A 20,003-nucleotide genomic window follows, 5' to 3' on the forward strand; every position below is an offset into this window, starting at 1 on the left:
AGTCCCGGCTTTCCTGATATGTAGCAGATGAAGTGCTTACTTCTTCTTGCTTTTTTTGCCTGTAGTAGCTGGTGCTGCCGCTGGAGCAGCAGGGGTAGTCTTAGCCGGAGCAGCTTGAGCCGAAGCTTGATTTGCACCAGGCGTTACGCCCATCTTCTTCAGTATCATGTCGGAGATGTCGCCTTCTTTCGGGCCGTGCAACAGCACAGGGCTAGCACCATCCGAATTCAATACATACGTATAGCCGTTTTCAGTAGCTACTGCATCAATCGTCTTTTGTAGCTTATCCAAAGCGGGCTTTAGCAGCGTTTGCTGCTTCTGCTGGAGTGAGTTGTCAGCGCTGCGCTGGAACTCCTGGATAGAGCCTTGTAGGCCCGTCAACTCCTTCTCCTTGTCAGCGCGTACAACTTCAGTCATCGCACTGGCACCTTTCTGATAAGCCTCAGCCTTCGTCTGATAATCAGCAATCTTGCTCTTTAGCTGAGCTTCCAACTGCGAGCTGTATGCTTTCAGATCTGACTCGATCTGCTTGCTTTCAGGCATCTGGCTGAGCACATAGTCCACGCTAGTATATCCGATCTTTAGCGGAGCCTGCTGCGCTAGCGTAGCCGTAGAAGTAGTGAAAATGAGGGCGGCCGCGGCCAAAGCAAAGCGGATTTTGTTCATGGTGGTCATTAAAAGGGAAGTTGCAAGTTAGAAAGTCAAAGTTAATTTTTTCGTTTTACCGGCTGAGCCGGTTGCCGAGTGCGGGGTGCCGGACGAGTTGTTGCCGGCGCGTCAGCAGCTTCAGCATTTACGCCATCGGTGGGCGTAGCAGGCGTTTCTACCGTCTGGACTGAGCCCTTGGTACCAAGTTGGTTTTTCTCTTCAGAAGCCAACCCCAACTCCTCCAATACGAATTCAGTGTAGTCATGCACTGGATTTGTGTAAAGCATGGTTAAATCACCAGCCTTATCAAATACAATCGCGAGTTGTTTTTTCTTAGCCACTCGTTCAATGGCTTCAAATACCTGGTCCTGAACAGGTTTTGTTAGTTCTTGACGCTTTTTAAACAGCTGTCCTTCAAAACCAAAAATCTTATTTTGATAAGCTTTAATCTCCTGTTCCTTTTTCAGAATTTCATCTTGCCGCTTCTTTTTTGCGGCTTCTGTTAGTAACACCTCTTCTGCCTGATAAGTGCGATATAGCTTATCAAGATCCTTCTTTTGATTCTCGATATCCTTCTGCCAGTTGCCAGACAGTGTATTTAACTCCTGCTGTGCAGCAGCATAGGCCGGCAATTTTCCCATCACGAATTCGGAATCTACGTACCCGAATTTTTGCGCCTGGGCTGTAGAAGCCGTTAGCAGTACTGCTAGTGAAAGAAAAAAAGAATAGAGTAGCTTTTTCATGGCGACGACTTTAAGAACCCAGCTAACTGGCTAATGAATTAGCGAATCTGCTGGCCGATTATAAAGTGGAAAATCCCCTCCTTTTTAGTCTGGCCAGGCACCGTATCAAGCGGCAGACCATAGTCAAAACCGAGCAAACCGAATGCCGACATGAATATGCGGGCACCAACACCTACCGAACGGTACAGCTTATAAGGGTTGTAGTTGGTGTATTGATCAAAGGAATTACCTGCTTCCGCAAAGCTCAAGACATATACAGTAGCTGCCGGATTAAGCGACACTGGATAACGTAGCTCCATTACGTATTTATTGTAAGCCACACCCCCACTTGATGACTGCCGAGCCGTAGGAATGGCGGTGGCGTCGCCGGGGTCACCATAGCCCCGCAAACCAATGAACTCGGTACCAACTAAGAAGTTGGCTGCTCCGCCAAAGCCCAATCCGGCACCACCCATCTTGAATCGCTCGAAAGGCCCTATCTGCCGGTCGGAGTAGGAGCCAATATAGCCGAAGTGTGCTCGAGAGTTTAATACTAGCTTACCTACAATAGGTGTAAACCACGAAGCATCAAACATCCACTTATGAAACTCAACCCATTCATTCACGGAAGGGTGCGCCCCTTTAAACACCGAATAAGGAGGAGTCAGGTTCAGACTTAGTGACAGCGACGAACCGCGACGAGTATACGTCGGATTGTCGATGCTATTGCGTGACAAAGTTGTATTCAGCGTGATATTGTTGGCATTACCCGTACCATTTTTGAAGAACTCAGTGCCAAAAGCAGAGTAATTATTCAACTTATATTGGCTAATGGAAAGCGAGTTAGTCAACGTGAAATAATCATCAGGAAAGCGTAACTGCCGTCCTAGGCCGATAGATGCGCTATTCACTTTTATAAAGCGATCTGAACTAGCATCTAATGCTTGTCCCAAACGCTGAATACTTTTGTTTAGGCTAAAGGTGAGCGAGTTACGTTTGCGACCACCCAGCCAAGGCTCTGTGAAGGAAAAAGAATAAGCTTGGTACTGTAATCCGTTTGCCTGAATATTCAGTGCCAACCGTTGGCCATCACCGGCTGGTACGGGTTTCCAATTGCTAAAATCCCCCGCTTTACGAAGCGAAAAGTTGTTGAAAACCAAGCCTACCGTACCAATGAAGCCAGCAAAGCCACCCCAACCGCCCGAAAGCGTAATCTGGTCAGAAGGCTTCTCAACTACTGTGTAGTTAATATCTACTGTGCCTTCAGCAGGATTAGGGACAGGATTAATGCCGACTTTTTCTGGGTCAAAATAGCCAAGTGTAGAAATCTCCCGCTGTGAACGAATCAATAACTCCCGATTGAATTTATCACCCGGCAGCGTACGCAGTTCACGGCGCAATACATGGTCACTGGTTTTTGTGTTACCAGCAATATTTACTTCTTTAATACGAGCCTGAACACCTTCACTTATGCGCATCTCTAAGTCAATAGAGTCACCTTCAATCTTGGTTTCAACCGCATCAATATTGAAAAACAGGTAACCGTCATTCATGTAGAGCGACTGCACATCTTGACCGGTAGGGTTGTAGCTGATGCGCTTCTCAAGCTCTTCCTTATTGTAAACGCTTCCCTTCTTGATACCTAGCACAGAGGCTAGCGTCTTATCATCGTACAGATAGTTACCGTTCCAGGTGATATTGCGGAAGTAATACTTCGGTCCTTCATCCACAGTAATTCGCAAGGCCAGACCGTCCTCCTGCCGAATCAAAGTATCAGCAACGATAACAGCATCTCGGTAGCCTTCAGCATTATAGAATTCTAATAGCTTCAGCTTATCCTCTTCGTATTCAGCACGCTGGAATTTACCAGCCGTCAGCAGCTTATATGACTTTTTAGCCTTTGTTTTCTTTAGCTTCTTTTGGAGCTTACTATCAGAAAACGCCTCATTACCTTCGAAAGCAATGTCACGAATGCGGATTTTATCACCTTTATCTACTTTAATTTTTAGTACTACGCTATTCGACAAGCTCGAATCGGGTACCTGTGTGATGTTTACTTTGGCATCCAGAAAACCCTTATTCGTGTAGAATTTGCGCACCTGAGTGCGCGTGTTATTCAATAGTGCGTCCGTAACCACTTTACCCCGGATAAGCTTGATCTTGTCCCGTAGCTCATCACCCTGGCTCTTGCTGATGCCTACAAAATCGAACTTAGAAAGGCGAGGACGCTCACTCAGGAAGAAGTCGAGAAAAACGCGCTGTCCGTCTATGCGAGTAACAGACACGCTCACATCACCGAGGATGCCTTGCTCCCACAAGCGGCGAATGGCTTTACCAATCTCCTCCCCTGGAATAGTTATCGGGTCGCCTACCCGCAGTCCAGTTATTCCAATCAGCGTATTTGCATCCAGATAGCGCGCTCCACTAATAGTAATGCCCCCCAGCTCGTAACGCTGAGGCTCGGCAGGCGCTGATGCAGGCGCAGGCGTTTGGGCACGCAATTGTCCAACGCCAACTAATCCAAGCGACAATGTGAGGGCTAACAGCCTGATAAATCTATTGAGAGAAGCAATCATTCTAAAAACTTACGAAACGGTTAGTTGCTCACTGGTTTTGCCAAAACGGCGCTCGCGCCGCTGATAGGACTGAATGGCATCATAGAAATGTTCACGCCGAAAGTCAGGCCACAACAAATCAGTGATATAAAGTTCAGTATAAGCCAGTTGCCAAAGCAAAAAGTTACTGATACGCTGCTCTCCGCTAGTCCGAATAAGCAACTCAGGGTCAGGAATGCTCCCCGTAGCAAGGTATTGGGCTATTGTGGCCTCATTTACAGCGGTAGGCTCCAATCGGCCAGCAGCCACCTCTTCGCTAATGCGGCGCATGGCCTGAGTCAGGTCCCAGCGCCCGCTATAGCTTAAAGCCAGTACAAGCGTCATACGGGTGCCGGCGCGGGTCAATTCCTTCGCTTCAGCTAGTTCACGCTGACAGGATGCTGGCAAACTATCAATCTGCCCAATAGACTCGAGCCGAATACCATTTTTAAGTAAAGTCGGTGTTTCTTGGCGAATAGTATGTACCAACAACTGCATCAGGGCTGTCACTTCATAGGCTGGCCGGGCCCAGTTTTCGGTCGAAAAAGCGTAGAGCGTTAGGTACGCAATGCCCAGTTCGGCTGCCGCTTCCACTGTATCCCGCACAGCCGTAATGGCGCTCTGGTGACCAAAAATGCGTAGGCCACCTTTTTGCTTAGCCCAGCGGCCATTACCATCCATGATAACGGCTACGTGGGCGGGTAAATTCTGAGAGTCAACTTCGGACCTAGAGGCCATTGCTATTTTTTGCGTAAAGAGGCTGCAAGTTACGCAAATGGTTGCATTTGCCTTCCGTCGGAATGAGCGCTACTCCTCTGCGCTTTAGTCGGGGCAATAAATTTTATAGAATGTATAGGAGATGCTTACACCATTATAGAAATACCAATCCTTGGTATTCCGATTTGCTATGAATGCATTTTCGTTGCTTAGATGATCTAATTTATCTGTAAAGGTTTTGCGAGCCCCAGCTTCCAACCCCAGGTTCCACCTAGGTGATAATGCATACTTTATTCCCGCACCAACTGGAATAGCAACACCTAGCATACCTCCACTGGTATTGGGAATATTAAAGCTTTGCCCTTCGAAAGTCGTTTTTGTATTGGCATAAAATCCTGCAACGCCAATAAACACATAAGGCGTGAAGTGAATCTTATCCTTTCGGTTATGATAATTGAAAAAGTTGTATTCCAATACGCCAGACACCTCAGCCAGACCACCCTTCATAGTAGCTTGCCGATAACTATGTAATGGTGCTGTCGCATCATTTACGCCTTGTACATTCTCATCGTTCGCTTGGAGCATGCCGCCTGTAAAAGCCCCCCGGAGTGTAATTGGCACTGAGATATCCTTTCGATAGAAAATAGTCAGAGCCGGCCTATTATTCTCGAACTGATAATTGGGTGAGAGCTCACCTTTATAATTCAGCCCCCCAATACCAATACCCAACTCACTGGTATTTTGAGCATTAGCAGAAGCAATAAAAAAAACACTCCCTACTTGCAAAAAGCAAGTAAGGAGTGTTATGCGGAGAAGCAAATGCAGCATCAGACTGACTCTTGAGTGGAATAGACAGCCAGATATTATACGGCTATCGGAATTTAGGACTCTTCACGCGTGGCTGAAGAATGTAGTTGAGCGTGATACCAGTAACGATATACCAATCATCTTCATTGCTCTTGCCACGCATATTTCCTGGATCATTGAAGCCAGCAAACTCGCCAGTGCGGCTAAGCGTTATATCACGACCGAAGTACTCAGCAGCAGGGCTACGAAGATCAGCGTCGGCAGCAAAGTTACCGCTTACATCATCAAGGTAGTCAGTGAATGTCTTGCGCCAGCCTATCTCCAAGCCGATATCAAAGTCTTTATTGATTTTGTAACGAACGCCACCGCCAAATGGAATGGAGATCTGGGTTTTGCTGTAGCCTTCTGTCTGGCCTTCTGTATTCAAGGACTGAAGCTCTACATAATCACCAGGAGTCAAAGTCGTTGCGTTATCCTTTACCAAACCCTTGGGGTTATGATAGAAGGCAGCAATACCAGCGAACACATAAGGCACAAAATCAGGGCGCTTAACGTAGGTATTGCGGTTTTCGATCAGATCGAAAACTCCGATAGCTGACAATTCAACTATATCATTGCGGAAAGCGAAATTACGGTTGTAGCGATACTTGGCATCCGAATCGTTCTGGTTAGCAGCTTTCGTGTCATCGCCGGTAATACGGCCATAAGACAGACCAGCCCGACCAGATATCCGGGGGGCAAAACGGCGTGTGAAAGTCAGGCCTATGTTGGGCCGGGTAGCAGCAAAACGGAAACTGGGAACACTGGCCTTCGGTACTATATCACCGAAATAATTCATAGCGTTCAGGCTTACTCCTACGGAATTGTACTGTTTCCGTTTGTTAAACTGCTGGGCGCTTGCCTCATTGGCTACCAGTGCAAGCACGAGCAACACAGCTAAGGTGTGGGTAAAGAAATGCTTCATAATCAAACCAAGGTTAGTAATATCAGATTTTGAGAAAGCGAGGTAGCCAATAGGCACAAGTAGCAGTCAGCGACAAAAGTAGGGTTTGTAAGGAACTTTAAAAACAAATATTACAAATAGCCCTTCACTTATACGGGGGCTCCAGCAGGGTTACGTCGATCTAAGCCCCAGTTTAATTTACTGCGCAAGGTGGTCAGAAAATTAACGTGATTCAATTTGACCAGTCGTGCCCCAAAGTTTTCACGTCTTACAGCAATCTGCACATTAGCCTCTACCGGAACTGAGCGTGAATCGAGCGACAGCAAGAAATTGTTGCTTCTACCTTCTATTTCAAAGGAAATAACGCTACGGTCTGACACGATTAGAGGACGCACATTAAGATTGTGTGGGCACACGGGTGCGATAATAAAGTTGTTGGTTTGTGGCAACATCACGGGTCCTCCACAGCTCAAAGAATAGCCTGTAGAGCCGGTAGGAGTAGCTACAATCAGGCCATCTGCCCAATAAGAATTCAAATATTCGCCATCGATATAGGTATGCACCACAATCATAGACGACGTGTCTCGCTTGAGAATGGAGAATTCATTAAGACCAAAATTGATCTTACCGAAAACATCCGGATCGGTTTCTACGCGGATCAAACTTCGTTCCTCAATTACGAAATGTCCTTTATATAAGGCGTCTATAGCCTGAGCTATACGCTCTGGCGTGATGGTAGCCAAGAAACCGAGCCGACCGGTGTTTATACCTAAAATCGGAATTTGTAGGCTCCCAACATAGGTTACTGTATCTAATAGAGTACCGTCACCACCAATGCTAAGAACGAATTGTACGCCTCGCAAAGAATCGCCACGCTGAAAAATCGTGATTTTTTCAGGCAAGTGGAGCCGGGATGAGAGGGAGGAATGAAACGACTCGGCAATGAGAATTTCGGTCTGACGAGATACCAGATCGTTTAGCAGAGCCTGCACGAATGGCAAGTTAGAATCGTCTAGGGGCTTACCAATTATGGCGATTTTCATAACAAAAGAGTAACCTTCGGTAAACCGTCGGGATAGAGTTTAGATAGGAAAATCGCTGCGAAGGAAGAAACCGCCTTCTCCTCGACCATTTCGGGTGTACTCCACCGTTAGCACCCGATCGTAGTAGGTGACGAAATGCAGCCCGACCCCGGCGGCCCCCAATAGTTGGTTGGGCAATCTGTTTTCTGGGAAAGTTGTTCGGGCTAACACGTACCCGGCGTCAGTAAAGGTATTCAAATAAATAACCAAGGGTAAGCTGTTTATCTTGGAATTAGTTATGCCCTGCAGCTTGATTTTACCGGCATCAAGAAGTCTATATGACACACTTTGCCGCGCTAATCCATAGTGACGGCCGTCTATAACATAGGCATCATACCCCCGCACATGTGAGTCGTAGCCAAGAGCTCGGTTATCGGCGTAGCCAATCCGTTGGGCAAACCGCAGTTGACTCTGCAAATTGAAATTGTAGTAAAAATTGCCCCCCAGCGCGAAATATTGGGAATACCGGCCCACGAGGGTAGTAAAATTGGCGTTACCTGATGTCAGGAAAATGCGATGTGACAAGACTACTTGAGCGAATCGGCCGGTAAGGGGATAGGCAAACGTATTCCGTTGATTCAGGGTGCTGGTGAGTTTAAGTTCCAGATACTCCCGCCGCGGCCCATTTAGAAAATATACAGGATTGAGTTCGACAACCGAATCGGAAACCTGCTCCTTATAATAAGCTACATCTAAGGCAGAGAAACGCTGCACCGATTGGCGCCAACGTAGCCCCAATGAGCCATACTGGCGCATAAGCGGTAAGCCATCTTCGGGGCGAAACGTGACGAGTCGGTCGCGAATGGTGGCGTAGTCGAGGGCACGGCTACGCGTGTATGAGATGCCCGCCCCAAAACCGATACGCCGGCGCGGACCATAGCCTGGCGCTTCGTAAAACAACTCGTAGCGGCGGTTGAAGCCTAACTGCACATTAGCGCGTACTTCTTCATTCCGGCCCCGGAAGTTTTTGCGCACAATGTATAGCCCGTAGTTGACCCGGCGCAATCGGTCGGGGCGGTCAAGCCAGGCGTTAAAATTACGCTCAGCAAATGAAAGCGTTGGAATGGGAAAGGTGTACCATCGTTCCTGGACCGCAAACAGCACGGTAATTTCGCCGTTGCGACAAACTGTTTGCTGAATGACGCTGTGGAACAGCCGCAGGTTGAATAGTCGCAGGCGGTTATTTTCAAGCCGAGCAGCCAACGTAGCAGCATCAAGGGTATCTCCTTCGTGGAAATCTAGTTCAGCACGTAGTACTACCTCCTTGGTGACCTCATTGCCCGCAAACAAAATGGTACCCACGCGCACCACGGCATACTGCGGGCATTGCGTCTGTAGCAGGCTATCAGTTGGAGCGCGTTTTAGAGAATCGGGAACCAGCCTGGAGGGCAAAATGCTGCTGCCCAGCAGTAAGGAAAGCAAACAGGCGAGCAGGCTCAAGTAAGTAGCATTAAGAATGGAGTATCAGGCGAAACACAAGTGTCGTTCCGCAACGCCAAGAATAGCTTAGAGCTTACAGCAGTGCACGGCTAAGCTATTATTCTTTGCGAATACAACTCTCTTACCCAGAAGAGGTTAGGCTCACAAACTCAAATACTTCAAAAGAGCATCGAAGCGGTCCTGCTCGCCTTCGCCTACATCGGTAGCGCCGCTAAACTGAGCGGTGATAACGTACCCGAACCGCTCCAGCGTAGCTACGATGCGGGTGAGCGAAGGTGTGTTGAGCTTCAGCGTCAGCCGAATTTTATATGGGTCGCTTTCATCCTGCGCAACGTGGGCACTCAGGATTTTGGCGTTATTTTCCTCTACGTACCGGCTGATTTGGGTGAGAGAATAATCGCGCTCATCCATAGAAAGCACCAAAATCCCCCCCTGCCCTACGGCAATGGGCATCTGGCCAAGCGCGGCCAGCGTATCGCCTACCGTCACTACACCCATATATTCGCGCTGCTCATCGAGGACGGGCACCAGCTGAATTTTATTCTGGATAGCTATTTCCATGATGCTATAGAAATGTTGATCGTGCTGCACGTGCACATCGGCGTAGCCCAGCGTCAGGTGGCTGAGCAACTCCTCCGTCTGGTCATAGTCCAGCAGATCAGATTCGGTAATAAGACCGCGATACTGGCGGTTGTCGACGACGGGAAGCTGCCCCACGTGAAACTCCTCCAGCCATTTGGCAGCCTTCCCGGTCGAGTCCGTCACTTGTAGTGCCGGAATCATATGGTTGAGCAATTCTTCGGCAAGCATAGAATGCATGTGTAGGCTGAGAAACGGAAGTAAACGTGGATAAGCTACAAACCAAAAGGCAAACAAGCGCCAAGGAGCAAACTTTGTTTAGCTAAGTTGGCCCCGAATTACAAATTGAAACGCAATTTGCCTTCTATGTTACGGAGCTAATGACCTGCTGGTGCTTAGTGCTATGCAGAAACTGACGGAGCCGTGCATTAAATGCCTCGGGGCGCTCCATCATGGGCGCGTGACAACAGTGGTCCAGAAAATGCAGCTCGGAGTTGGTGATAAGGCGGTGAAACTCGTGCGCTACTATTGGGGGGGTAATCGTGTCGTTCAAGCCCCAGACGAGCAGGGTTGGCACCTGAATTCGGCCTAAGTCTTTGGCTAAATTATGGCGTTGAGCTGAGCGAGCGATGTTGATGATACGAAGTACCTTGATGTTAGAGTTCGTAACGTTGAACACCTCATCTACTAAGTCTTTGGTCGCTAACGAAGGATCGTAAAATGTGTAAGCCACCCGCTGCTGCACGAAACCGTAGTTGCCCCGTTTTGGAAACGAGCTGCCCATCGAGTCTTCAAACAAACCACTGCTGCCAGTGAGCACTAGGCGTTGCACCTGCTGCGGATTGTGCAGCGTATAAACCAGTGCCACATGACCACCCAGCGAGTTACCAAGTAGTGTAAAAGGCTGATGCAAGCCCATTTCGGCCACAAATTCCTCTACGTACCCCACCAATCCAGGTACGCCAGCCTTGGTGAGGGGCATCTCATAAATTGGCAGCATCGGAATGATGACGCGGTAGTCGCGCGCGAAATCACTTACAACGTCCTGCCAGTTGCTCAGGGCGCCAAACAAGCCGTGCAGGAGCAGGAGCACCTCGCCGGTGCCTTCCTCCACGTACTGAAATCCATTCTTTTCCTTAATCTGCAATTCCATCATCTCGGCTTCTCAGCGGGCAGACGCGGGTACGGCGGGTGCCGACCGGGCGTCCATTGCAATGATACAACACTTGACCCAATTGCCGAGCAAGGCTAAGCCGTGACTCGTCAGTAATGCTTCGGGATGGAACTGTACGCCGTAGAGCGGCAATGAGTGGTGACGCAAGGCCATTATTTCCTGATATTCATCCGTAGTGTGGGCCAATGGCACAAGTACTTCGGGCAAGTCCTTGATTATTAAGGAGTGGTAACGGGTGACCATCAATCTGGGGGGCAAATTTTCGAATAACGACTCTTGGGGGGCAATTTCGATTTCCGAAACTTTACCGTGCATAGGCCGCACAGCACGTTGCAGTTTTGCCCCAAAAAATTCGCCTAATGCTTGGTGCCCTAGGCACACGCCCAGCATTGGTACCCGCTGATGATACGCTTGGATTAGTTCGGGCATTACGCCTGCCCTGCCCGGTGTACCTGGCCCCGGCGACAACACGATTGCATCGAACTCAAGCTCCCTGATATTCGCCAAAGGCACATCGTTGCGCACGACTTGCACCTGCACATTCAACTGCTGCAAGTAGTCTAACAGGTTGTAAGTGAAGGAATCAAAGTTGTCGAGCAGAAGAAGCCGCACAGGATAACTAACTAGTTGAATAACTAAGGGACTGAGCTGTTGATGGGTTGAAAGGTTGCAAGCTTAAAGCCTTGATTGTTCACCTTACAAGCGACAAACAAATTAGCTCCAGTAATGGCTCAATAGTTCAGCTCTAAAATACCCCCCGCAAGCGGGTTAGAAGCGTACTGGCGAATGGCATTACAAAACCCACCACCTCCAAGGCTACCGGGGTGGCCTGTCGCACAACGGTGAGCATCTGCGAGTCGCCAGTTAGGGTGGGGGAGAGCAGATTTACGCCAGCTAAGCCCAAACCGTGTAGGAGCAGACTTAAGCCCAATATCCATTTCAACGCCCCAGCAGCGCCGCCCAGCAAGTTGTCGAGCAAGCCGAGCGGGGTCAGATGCACGGCGCTCTTTACGAAGCTGCCTAATAAATGAACTCCCCAACCAATGAGCACGCACACCAACAAGAATGACACGATGGGCAGTAGCCCAAAGGCCTCACCCACATAATGCCGAACCAGCGGAATAGCATCGTTGAGCAAGCTGAGCCCGCCTACCACCCCTAGCACAAAGGCCAACAGTGACGCGACCTCCAACACTAAGCCCCGCCGAAACCCCTTCACTGCGCCCACGCCCACCACCAAAAGCAGAAAGAGGTCGAAACCAGACATTTTGGAAGGGGCTAAAAAATTAGGAGTTGGAGCTAGAAATAGATTCAGGCAACTTCCAGGTTCAACTCCTTAAAAACTAGACGTTTGTATTGTTCAGTAAGTGACCTACAACTTGCGAAATCATGCGCCCGTCTGCTTGGCCACCTAACTCGCGAGCTGCTACCCCCATTACTTTGCCTAGGTCTGAAGGACCAGTGGCGCCCACGCGCTGGATAATATCAACGAGGCGCTCAACCAAATCGGCTTCGGAGAGTTGCTGAGGTAAGTATTCTTCGATGATGGCCAACTCCGCCAGCTCAATTTCTTCGAGATCGGAGCGAAACTGCTTCTGATACATTTCGGCAGCTTCTCGGCGCTGCTTGGCCTGCTTGGTGAGCAGCTTGATTTCGGCTTCGGGCGTGAGGGCTGCGCCGTGGGCGCCTTCAGCTGTTTCGGCCAGCAATATCTGCGATTTGATGCTGCGCAGAGCCGTGAGGCGTACTTTATCTTTAGCAAGCATCGCTTGCTTGATAGCAGCGTCGATAGTTTCTTTCAGGGCCATAATAGAGGAATTGTAAAGTAAAAAAAGCCGCCTGTGACGAACGGGCGGCAAGCCAACGAACCCAAAAAAGCTCCCGTAAAATCGGCGTACTTTCGCGGTGCGCTGGCTTCAGATCAAAGCCAATTTTCGCTTTCTAACGAGATGACAAAACTAAGCGTAAACATAAACAAAATCGCTACCCTGCGGAACGCCCGCGGCCACAACCGCCCCGATGTGCTGCAAGTGGCCCGCGACTGTGAGCGGTTCGGGGCCCAGGGCATCACGGTGCACCCACGGCCCGATGAGCGCCATATCCGCTACCAGGACGTGCGCGACCTTAAGCGGATTGTGACTACAGAGTTAAACGTGGAAGGCAATCCGACACCCGATTTTATTAATCTGGTGCGAGAAGTGCGCCCCGAGCAGGTAACCCTCGTGCCAGACGCGCCTGATGCTATTACTTCCAATGCCGGTTGGGACACCATCGAGCATCAGATTTATCTGCTGGGCGTCGTGACGGAGCTTAAGGCGCTGGGGTGCCGGGTTTCTATTTTCCTAGACCCCAATCCAGCTATGGTGAAAGCCGCCGTAGGTACCGGCACCGACCGCATTGAGCTGTATACGGAAGCGTATGCGCAACATTTTCATGCTGATCCGGCCGCTGCTATTGCCCCTTATCGTACTGCGGCTATTCTGGCGCAGGAACTCGGTATCGGTTTGAATGCCGGCCATGATTTAGACCTGGATAACCTTGCTTACTTAAAGCAGAATTTACCCGGGCTGGAAGAAGTGAGCATCGGGCACGCGCTCGTCTGTGATGCGCTCTATTTCGGGTTGGAAAACACAATTCAGCTGTACCGCCGGCAATTACTGTAGGAACGCATCACGCCCGCTGCGGCGTTAGACCTTGCGCTTTTGGCTTATTTTATCAGGCTGCGTTTCTACCAAATTCTACTACATGCCTCGTCTTTCTCTCTCCGATTTTCTGCAAGGCCCGCCCGAGGTGCCCATTCTGGATGTGCGGGCTCCGGTAGAATATGCCCATGGTCACATTCCGGGGGCCGTGAGTTTGCCGCTGTTTACGGATGAGGAGCGGGCCCGCATTGGCACTACTTATAAGCAGGTCAGTCAGGAGAAAGCCATCCATATCGGTCTGGATTTTTTTGGCCCAAAGATGAGTAAGATGGTGAAGCTGGCGCAGAAAATTGCCCCCCAGAAGGAAGTGCGTCTGCATTGCTGGCGCGGGGGCATGCGCAGCGGAGCCGTGCTGTGGCTGCTGGAGTTGGCCGGCTTTAAAGTGCATCTGCTGGACAAAGGCTACAAAGACTATCGCCGCTGGGCACTAACTCAATTTGCCCAGCCGCGTTCTTTATTCGTGCTTGGCGGCCTGACGGGCAGCGGCAAAACCGACGTGCTGCACGAGTTAGCCCGTCAGGGCGAACCTATTGTTGATCTGGAGGGTTTGGCCAGCCACAAAGGCTCTTCGTTTGGCAGCATTGGGTTGTCGCCGCAGCCTACGGCCGAGCAATTTGAGAATGAGTTAGCCCTTGAGTTGTCAAATTTGCCCCCCAATGCCATGCCGTGGTTCGAAGACGAGAGCCTGTCTATTGGCCGCGTGACGATTCCAAAGCCACTTTTCGAGCAAATGCGCCTCGCCCCACTCGTGGTGCTCGACATTCCGCGGACGGTGCGCACCAGTAAGTTAGCAGCTGAGTACGGTCGCGAAGACCCCGCTGAGTTAGCCGGGGCCATTCAGCGCATTAGTAAGCGATTGGGTGGTTTGGCAACGAAGGAAGCGTTGGCGGCCATTGAAGCGGGCGATATGGAAAAAATGGTGGACATCGCCCTCGATTATTATGACAAAACCTACGGCCACGGGTTAAACACCAAAATCAACAGCACCATTGTGCGTGTTCCTTCTCACACCTGCGACCCGGTGGTGAACGCGGAACTGGTGCGGGCCGCGGCCAAAACGGTAGTTGCCCAGTCTCTTTTTGCTTCCCGAGGCGTAGCTTAATTCCAGGTTCTACATCAAGCTACGAAGCACCACGATAACCTCCTTATTGAATTTATGATCTCCGAAGAAATCGACCAGATTCGCCTTACTCAGTATAGTCATGGGGCAGGCTGCGGCTGCAAAATCGCGCCGAAAGTGCTTGACCAAATTCTGCACACCAGCATTCCGCAGCCTCAAAACGATAAGCTGCTGGTGGGCAATAGCTCCCGCGACGATGCGGCTGTGTTCGATATCGGCGGCGGTCAGGCCATTATCAGTACCACCGACTTTTTCATGCCCATTGTAGATGACGCCTACGACTTTGGGCGTATTGCCTCGGCCAATGCCATCAGCGACGTGTATGCCATGGGCGGCCGACCGGTTATGGCTATTGCCGTGCTAGGCTGGCCCATCGATAAATTGCCCCCTGAGGTGGCGCGCCGCGTTATTGAAGGTAGCCGTAGCATCTGCGCCGAAGCGGGCATCCCGCTGGCGGGCGGCCACAGCATTGACTCACCAGAACCCATTTTCGGCCTAGCCGTGACTGGCATGCTTGATATTGCCAACCTCAAGCGCAACGACACGGCCACGCCTGGCTGTGAGCTTTACCTTACCAAACCGTTGGGCGTGGGCATGATGACCACAGCGCAAAAACGCGCCATTCTGCGGACTGAGCACGAGCAAATTGCCCCCCAGCAAATGATGCAGCTCAACAAAATTGGCTACGAACTTGGGCAACTAGCCGCCGTGCACGCCATGACCGACGTGACTGGTTTTGGTCTGCTCGGGCACTTGGCGGAGGTATGCGAAGGCAGCAACGTGACGGCAGAAATTGACTTCGCGAAAGTGCCTTTGCTCAAGGAAGCAGAGGAATACCGTCAGCAAAAAGCAGTTCCCGGCGGCACTATCCGTAACTGGGACAGCTACGGCCACAAAATCGGGCCGGTGACAGATGAGCAGCGCCAGTGGCTTTGCGACCCCCAAACGTCGGGGGGCTTGCTGGTGTGCGTAGCGCCGGAAGGACGCGAGGCGGTGGGGGGCATTTTTGCCCAGTACGGCCTTGACTTGCAATCCTTTGGCACGCTGCGGCCACATACGCCGGGCGAGGCCTGGATTCAGGTTCGGTAAGCGGTGAAGATATTCCAGATACTGCGGCCCCTGCTGGAAATTGGGGTGGTCGTGTTTGCCATTGTCTTCGGGCTACGCTTTATCACCAGCTTTTTCTCACAGAAAAGCAAAGTCTATCGGCCTACATTTCTGCGGCAATTTTACCTGCTATTCTGGCCGTTGCTGTGCCTAGGCGTGGGCTTGCCTAATCTGGGCTTCTACTTTTACACGACTCACTTAGCGCCCCACGAGGCGGTTTTGCTGCTGGCTCTGGCAGCCGTACTGCTGGGCTTTTCGATGCCAGCATTGCTGCTGCACGCTCAATATTACGCTCGCAATCTGCACACCACGCTGGTTTTTGACCCGAAGGACAATCGCTTGGAAGTGTATGAGGGACGTGTGCGAATTCCGTTCCGACAAAGCGAACTGGTGCGCGTGGAGCGCGTTACTTGCAAGTCGAAGCGATTATTTTGGAGCAACTACGACTTTCTGCGCCTGCACCTACGCACTGGCGAAGTACTCACGCTTACGTCTTTGCTACTCAACCTCGCTCCGCTGACAGAATTCTTGCGTAATACGCCCCTGGAGCACCGGCAGCGCTGGTTTTGCTGGACCTGAGTGACCGAATTGGCAACGCATCATCCCCAAACGCGTTTGCTTACTAGAAGATTTGAACCTCGCTATCTATGCAATTACACTACCGCGAACAGGGCCAAGGCACACCGCTAGTTATTCTGCACGGCCTTTTTGGCACTCTCGACAATTGGCAAACCTTGGCTAAACGCTGGGCGGAACATCATCGGGTTATTGCCGTGGACTTACGCAACCACGGCCGTTCGCCCCATACCGAGGAGCATACCTATGAGTTGATGAGTGAGGACGTGCGGGAGCTTTTCACCCAACTCCAGCTCGAAGCCCCTACCCTACTCGGTCACAGCATGGGGGGCAAAGTAGCCATGCGCTTCGCCCTCGATTACCCCGATTTGCTAGCGCGACTGGTGGTGCTGGACATTGCGCCCAGCTTCTCGGATATGCTCCACCAAGACAACATTTTGGCGGGCCTTCACGCTGTAGATCTACCGCGCGTAGAAAACCGGCAGCAGGCCGACGAGATGATGGCCCAGCATATAAAGCAAGATTCGGTACGGCAGTTTCTGCTAAAAAACCTTTACCGCCGCGAAGACCATTCGTTTGGATGGCGCCTTAACCTAGAGGCGCTCACCTCACATATGGCACACGTCGGTGCGGAGATAAAAGCCCCCCAGCCTTTCCTGAAGCCCGCTTTATTTGTTCGGGGGGGAAAATCAGACTACATCACGACGGAGGACAAGCTGCATGTTATTCCGACGCTCTTCCCCAATTCTCAGGTTGAAACCATTCCTGATGTGGGTCACTGGCTCCATGCCGAAGCTCCAGACAAGGTGTTTGAGCTGGTTAATGCCTTTATGCAAGGTTAGGGTACTAACCTCTTGCACTACATCTTAAATCTCACTTCTCTTGCCCGGCATCCTCTATCTTATTCCCACTATTCTAGCCGATGATACGGCCGCGCAGGTATTGCCAGCGCCGGTAGCTACCCATGTGGCTGCACTCTCGAATTTTCTGGTAGAGAATGCTCGCACGGCCCGGCGCTTTGTGAAAAGTGTAGCCCCAGCGCACGTAATCGAAGATCTACGCTTCACGGTGATTGACAAAGACTCATCGGAAGCAGAAATTAGAGCAGCGCTGAAGCTGGTATCCGCCGGCCAAGATGCGGGCATATTATCGGAAGCAGGCTGTCCTGGTGTGGCTGATCCGGGCGCAGAAGTGGCCCGGGTGGCGCACCAATTAGGTATTAAGGTGGTGCCGTTGGTGGGGCCGTCGTCGCTGCTGCTGGCTTTGATGGCTTCGGGTATGAATGGGCAAAGCTTTGCTTTTCACGGCTATTTGCCCATCGAAAAAGCCAAGCGAATCGCGGCGTTAAAGCAGTTAGAACGGACGGCTATTGCGCAACATCAAACGCAGCTTTTTATCGAAACGCCTTACCGCAATATGCCGCTGCTGGATGACTTGCTGGTGCATTTACAGCCTACTACCCGCTTGTGCATTGCTGCCAGCCTTACGGCTCCAAATGAGTTTGTCCAAACTCATACCGTAGGTGATTGGAAAGGCAAGCTACCCGAGATTCATAAGCAGCCAGCGGTGTTTCTACTAGGAAAGTAAACGGTACTAGAACGCCTTCTACTTAAACACCTGATACACAATCAGCGACGACACGTAAGCCAAGCCTGTCATGTAGACTAGCTGCATCAGGGGCCATTTCCAGCCTTTGGTTTCGCGGTACACAACGGCCAGCGTACTCATGCACTGCATGGCAAATACATAGAACACTAGCAGAGAAAACGCGCGTGCCGGTGTAAAAAATGGCTGCCCATTTTCGTCTTTCTCAGCGGCGAGCTTTTGTTGCACTGTGCGCATATCTGCATCCTGTCCTACGCTATAAATCGTAGAAATGGTCCCCACAAATACTTCGCGGGCCGCAAAAGACGTGATCAACGCAATACCAATTTTCCAGTCGAAGCCCAAGGGACGAATTGCTGGCTCCAACGTTCGGCCAAACAGCCCAGCATAAGAGTTCTCGAGCTTCTCAGAGGCAATTCGGTTGTCGGTTTCCTCCGGCGATAGTTGCTGCTGGGCGGCTATAACACGGGCCTGCTGCTCAGCTTTATCTAGGGCATCGCCCGGACCATATGAGGCTAGTACCCATAAAATAACGGAAATGGCCACAATGACTTTACCTGCCTGAAACACGAAGGTTTTTACCTTCTCAACGATGGTAATACCCACGTTTTTCCAGCGTGGCCAGCGGTACACCGGGAACTCCATAATAAAGTAGCTCCGCTCCTGGGTTTTGAGAAGGAATTTCAAGGCTAAAGCCGAGAAGATAGCCGACAGGAAGCCTAGTAGATACAAGCCCATCAGCACCACGCCTTGCAAATTGAAGAAGCCCAGCACTTTTTCATCAGGTACCACTAAAGCCGTCAGAACCGTGTATACCGGAATCCGGGCCGAGCAGCTCATCAGCGGCGTAACGAAGATGGTAATAATACGGTCCTTCCAGTGCTCAATGGTGCGGGCGCTCATGATAGCGGGCACTGCGCAAGCCACGCCCGAAATGAGTGGAACCACGCTCTTACCGTTCAATCCGAACTTGCGCATAATGCGGTCCATCATGAATGTGACGCGGGCCATATAGCCTGTCTCTTCCAATACCGCGATGAACGCAAACAGCAAGGCAATCTGTGGAATAAAGATCAAAACGCCCCCCAGACCTGCAATAACCCCCTCAGTCAGCAGATTTATCAGCGGCCCGTTGAAGTTGGTTTGGATAAGTGAGTTGATCAACGCAATGCCCTGATCGATCAGGTCCATGGGGTAGCTGGCCCAGGCAAAAACGGCCTGAAACATCATAAACAGCACCCCAAAGAAAATCAGGTAGCCCCAAACCCGATGGGTCAGGATTTTGTCTAACTTATTGCTGTACGGCTCATTGCGCTCCGTACGCGTCACTGATACCGCGTTGAGCAGAATCTCATTGATGCGGGCGTAGCGGGCAATGGTTTCCTGCGCCTGGCGAGCGGTAGGCTCGAAGCCATACTGCTCAACCAACTCCTGCACGTACTGGCGCTGATCGGGCGTTAAAAAGCTGATATGCCGGAACTGGTGCGCATAGTGCAGCGCCAGATAATCGTTGTGCAAATTGAAATAGTATCGAATCTGCCGGATCATGGGCAGCAGTTCCTCCGCGGGCTCATAAAAGCTTACCGTAGGTGCGTCCAGATGCTGCGCCATTACAATCTTGAGTGCAGCCACTCCAATGCCCTTCCGGGCATTCATAGGTATCACGGGGACACCTAACTCCTGCTGCAGCTCAGCAGTATCGATATGCACGCCATGCTGCTCGGCGACATCCATCATGTTGAGAGCCAATACAGCAGGCAATCCCAAATCGGCGAGCTGAGTAAACAGCAATAGGTTACGCCGCAGATTGGAAGCATCAACCGTTACTACTACGAAATCAGGATACTGAGCCGATTCACGGTCGTAAAGCAAGTCCGTGATTACCTTCTCGTCCAAGCTTTTCGGGTACAGTGAATACGTACCCGGCAAGTCGATAATCTCGGCGCGGTGCTGGGGTGTAAGCTGGCTGATGCCGGTCTTCCGATCAACAGTTACCCCGGGGAAGTTACCTACTTTCTGGTTCAGCCCCGTAAGCTGATTAAACAGCGAGGACTTGCCCGAGTTAGGATTGCCCACTAAGGCAATCCGCGTAAGCTCTCCACGGGCGTGAGGCGTAGGTATGCTATCAACGCCTGAGGCGACGGCCGCCGGAGCGGACAATGTATGTATAGTTGCCAGGCGAGCCAT

Annotated in this window: 20 protein-coding genes; 6 read left to right on the forward strand and 14 right to left on the reverse strand. The window is 50.9% G+C overall.

Annotated features, from left to right (window positions below):
• Positions 1-36: 36 nt before the first annotated feature.
• From H8B13_RS17105 to H8B13_RS17165, 13 genes are all read right to left on the reverse strand, one after another.
• The gene (locus H8B13_RS17105; protein WP_261990434.1) at positions 37-666 is read right to left on the reverse strand and encodes an OmpH family outer membrane protein; all 630 of its coding nucleotides are present in this window, start codon (positions 664-666) and stop codon (positions 37-39) included.
• A gap of 41 nt (positions 667-707) precedes the next feature.
• Positions 708-1,391: an OmpH family outer membrane protein gene (locus H8B13_RS17110; protein WP_187312040.1), complete on the reverse strand. Its 684-nt coding sequence runs from the start codon at positions 1,389-1,391 to the stop codon at positions 708-710.
• A 38-nt stretch (positions 1,392-1,429) separates the two neighbouring features.
• Positions 1,430-3,946: an outer membrane protein assembly factor BamA gene (gene bamA, locus H8B13_RS17115; RefSeq protein ID WP_187312041.1), complete on the reverse strand. Its 2,517-nt coding sequence runs from the start codon at positions 3,944-3,946 to the stop codon at positions 1,430-1,432.
• Between the two features lie 9 nt (positions 3,947-3,955).
• Positions 3,956-4,702: an isoprenyl transferase gene (locus H8B13_RS17120; RefSeq protein WP_187312042.1), complete on the reverse strand. Its 747-nt coding sequence runs from the start codon at positions 4,700-4,702 to the stop codon at positions 3,956-3,958.
• 84 nt (positions 4,703-4,786) lie between these two features.
• A complete protein-coding gene (locus tag H8B13_RS17125; RefSeq protein ID WP_187312043.1) occupies positions 4,787-5,509 on the reverse strand; it encodes a DUF6089 family protein in 723 nt (240 codons plus the stop codon).
• Positions 5,510-5,552: 43 nt separating this feature from the next.
• On the reverse strand, positions 5,553-6,452 hold the full coding sequence (locus H8B13_RS17130) for a DUF6089 family protein (RefSeq protein WP_187312044.1): 900 nt from the start codon (positions 6,450-6,452) through the stop codon (positions 5,553-5,555).
• Between the two features lie 128 nt (positions 6,453-6,580).
• Positions 6,581-7,474 carry an NAD kinase gene (locus tag H8B13_RS17135; RefSeq protein ID WP_187312045.1) on the reverse strand — a complete coding sequence of 298 codons (894 nt, stop codon included), beginning with the start codon at positions 7,472-7,474 and terminating at the stop codon, positions 6,581-6,583.
• A gap of 39 nt (positions 7,475-7,513) precedes the next feature.
• Positions 7,514-8,953, reverse strand: coding sequence for a BamA/TamA family outer membrane protein (locus H8B13_RS17140; protein WP_187312046.1), 1,440 nt, complete (start codon positions 8,951-8,953; stop codon positions 7,514-7,516).
• Positions 8,954-9,094: 141 nt separating this feature from the next.
• Entirely contained in the window at positions 9,095-9,772 is a 678-nt protein-coding gene (locus H8B13_RS17145) for a CBS domain-containing protein (protein WP_187312047.1), read from the reverse strand.
• A gap of 124 nt (positions 9,773-9,896) precedes the next feature.
• On the reverse strand, positions 9,897-10,685 hold the full coding sequence (locus tag H8B13_RS17150; RefSeq protein WP_187312238.1) for an alpha/beta fold hydrolase: 789 nt from the start codon (positions 10,683-10,685) through the stop codon (positions 9,897-9,899).
• Positions 10,686-10,697: 12 nt separating this feature from the next.
• Entirely contained in the window at positions 10,698-11,318 is a 621-nt protein-coding gene (locus H8B13_RS17155; RefSeq protein WP_187312048.1) for an anthranilate synthase component II, read from the reverse strand.
• A gap of 133 nt (positions 11,319-11,451) precedes the next feature.
• Positions 11,452-11,973: a CvpA family protein gene (locus H8B13_RS17160; RefSeq protein ID WP_187312049.1), complete on the reverse strand. Its 522-nt coding sequence runs from the start codon at positions 11,971-11,973 to the stop codon at positions 11,452-11,454.
• A 76-nt stretch (positions 11,974-12,049) separates the two neighbouring features.
• Positions 12,050-12,514 carry a GatB/YqeY domain-containing protein gene (locus H8B13_RS17165; RefSeq protein ID WP_187312050.1) on the reverse strand — a complete coding sequence of 155 codons (465 nt, stop codon included), beginning with the start codon at positions 12,512-12,514 and terminating at the stop codon, positions 12,050-12,052.
• Between the two features lie 141 nt (positions 12,515-12,655).
• Between H8B13_RS17165 and H8B13_RS17170 the strand changes: the two genes are divergently transcribed.
• From H8B13_RS17170 to H8B13_RS17195, 6 genes are all read left to right on the forward strand, one after another.
• Positions 12,656-13,369: a pyridoxine 5'-phosphate synthase gene (locus tag H8B13_RS17170; protein ID WP_187312051.1), complete on the forward strand. Its 714-nt coding sequence runs from the start codon at positions 12,656-12,658 to the stop codon at positions 13,367-13,369.
• An 82-nt stretch (positions 13,370-13,451) separates the two neighbouring features.
• Positions 13,452-14,510, forward strand: a complete 1,059-nt coding sequence (gene mnmH / locus H8B13_RS17175) for a tRNA 2-selenouridine(34) synthase MnmH (RefSeq protein ID WP_187312052.1) — start codon at positions 13,452-13,454, stop codon at positions 14,508-14,510.
• Between the two features lie 54 nt (positions 14,511-14,564).
• Complete coding sequence (gene selD / locus H8B13_RS17180) at positions 14,565-15,617, forward strand: selenide, water dikinase SelD (RefSeq protein ID WP_187312053.1); 1,053 nt, start codon at positions 14,565-14,567, stop codon at positions 15,615-15,617.
• 3 nt (positions 15,618-15,620) lie between these two features.
• On the forward strand, positions 15,621-16,214 hold the full coding sequence (locus tag H8B13_RS17185; protein ID WP_187312054.1) for a hypothetical protein: 594 nt from the start codon (positions 15,621-15,623) through the stop codon (positions 16,212-16,214).
• A 68-nt stretch (positions 16,215-16,282) separates the two neighbouring features.
• Entirely contained in the window at positions 16,283-17,053 is a 771-nt protein-coding gene (locus tag H8B13_RS17190; protein WP_187312055.1) for an alpha/beta fold hydrolase, read from the forward strand.
• Between the two features lie 40 nt (positions 17,054-17,093).
• Positions 17,094-17,798, forward strand: a complete 705-nt coding sequence (locus H8B13_RS17195) for an SAM-dependent methyltransferase (protein ID WP_187312056.1) — start codon at positions 17,094-17,096, stop codon at positions 17,796-17,798.
• A gap of 18 nt (positions 17,799-17,816) precedes the next feature.
• Here the strand turns inward: H8B13_RS17195 and feoB are convergent, their stop codons facing one another.
• Positions 17,817-20,003: a ferrous iron transport protein B gene (gene feoB / locus H8B13_RS17200; RefSeq protein ID WP_187312057.1), complete on the reverse strand. Its 2,187-nt coding sequence runs from the start codon at positions 20,001-20,003 to the stop codon at positions 17,817-17,819.

The organism is Hymenobacter sp. BT188 (assembly GCF_014333585.1).
Lineage (GTDB): Bacteria > Bacteroidota > Bacteroidia > Cytophagales > Hymenobacteraceae > Hymenobacter.

Bases quoted from the DNA above. Each gene is read 5' to 3' on its own strand.
- H8B13_RS17105 (WP_261990434.1), bottom strand. From the start codon at position 666: ATGAACAAAATCCGCTTTGCTTTGGCCGCGGCCGCCCTCATTTTCACT.
- H8B13_RS17110 (WP_187312040.1), bottom strand. From the start codon at position 1,391: ATGAAAAAGCTACTCTATTCTTTTTTTCTTTCACTAGCAGTACTGCTA.
- bamA (WP_187312041.1), bottom strand. From the start codon at position 3,946: ATGATTGCTTCTCTCAATAGATTTATCAGGCTGTTAGCCCTCACATTG.
- H8B13_RS17120 (WP_187312042.1), bottom strand. From the start codon at position 4,702: ATGGCCTCTAGGTCCGAAGTTGACTCTCAGAATTTACCCGCCCACGTA.
- H8B13_RS17125 (WP_187312043.1), bottom strand. From the start codon at position 5,509: ATGCTGCATTTGCTTCTCCGCATAACACTCCTTACTTGCTTTTTGCAA.
- H8B13_RS17130 (WP_187312044.1), bottom strand. From the start codon at position 6,452: ATGAAGCATTTCTTTACCCACACCTTAGCTGTGTTGCTCGTGCTTGCA.
- H8B13_RS17135 (WP_187312045.1), bottom strand. From the start codon at position 7,474: ATGAAAATCGCCATAATTGGTAAGCCCCTAGACGATTCTAACTTGCCA.
- H8B13_RS17145 (WP_187312047.1), bottom strand. From the start codon at position 9,772: ATGCATTCTATGCTTGCCGAAGAATTGCTCAACCATATGATTCCGGCA.
- H8B13_RS17150 (WP_187312238.1), bottom strand. From the start codon at position 10,685: ATGGAATTGCAGATTAAGGAAAAGAATGGATTTCAGTACGTGGAGGAA.
- H8B13_RS17160 (WP_187312049.1), bottom strand. From the start codon at position 11,973: ATGTCTGGTTTCGACCTCTTTCTGCTTTTGGTGGTGGGCGTGGGCGCA.
- H8B13_RS17165 (WP_187312050.1), bottom strand. From the start codon at position 12,514: ATGGCCCTGAAAGAAACTATCGACGCTGCTATCAAGCAAGCGATGCTT.
- H8B13_RS17170 (WP_187312051.1), top strand. From the start codon at position 12,656: ATGACAAAACTAAGCGTAAACATAAACAAAATCGCTACCCTGCGGAAC.
- mnmH (WP_187312052.1), top strand. From the start codon at position 13,452: ATGCCTCGTCTTTCTCTCTCCGATTTTCTGCAAGGCCCGCCCGAGGTG.
- selD (WP_187312053.1), top strand. From the start codon at position 14,565: ATGATCTCCGAAGAAATCGACCAGATTCGCCTTACTCAGTATAGTCAT.
- H8B13_RS17190 (WP_187312055.1), top strand. From the start codon at position 16,283: ATGCAATTACACTACCGCGAACAGGGCCAAGGCACACCGCTAGTTATT.
- feoB (WP_187312057.1), bottom strand. From the start codon at position 20,003: ATGGCTCGCCTGGCAACTATACATACATTGTCCGCTCCGGCGGCCGTC.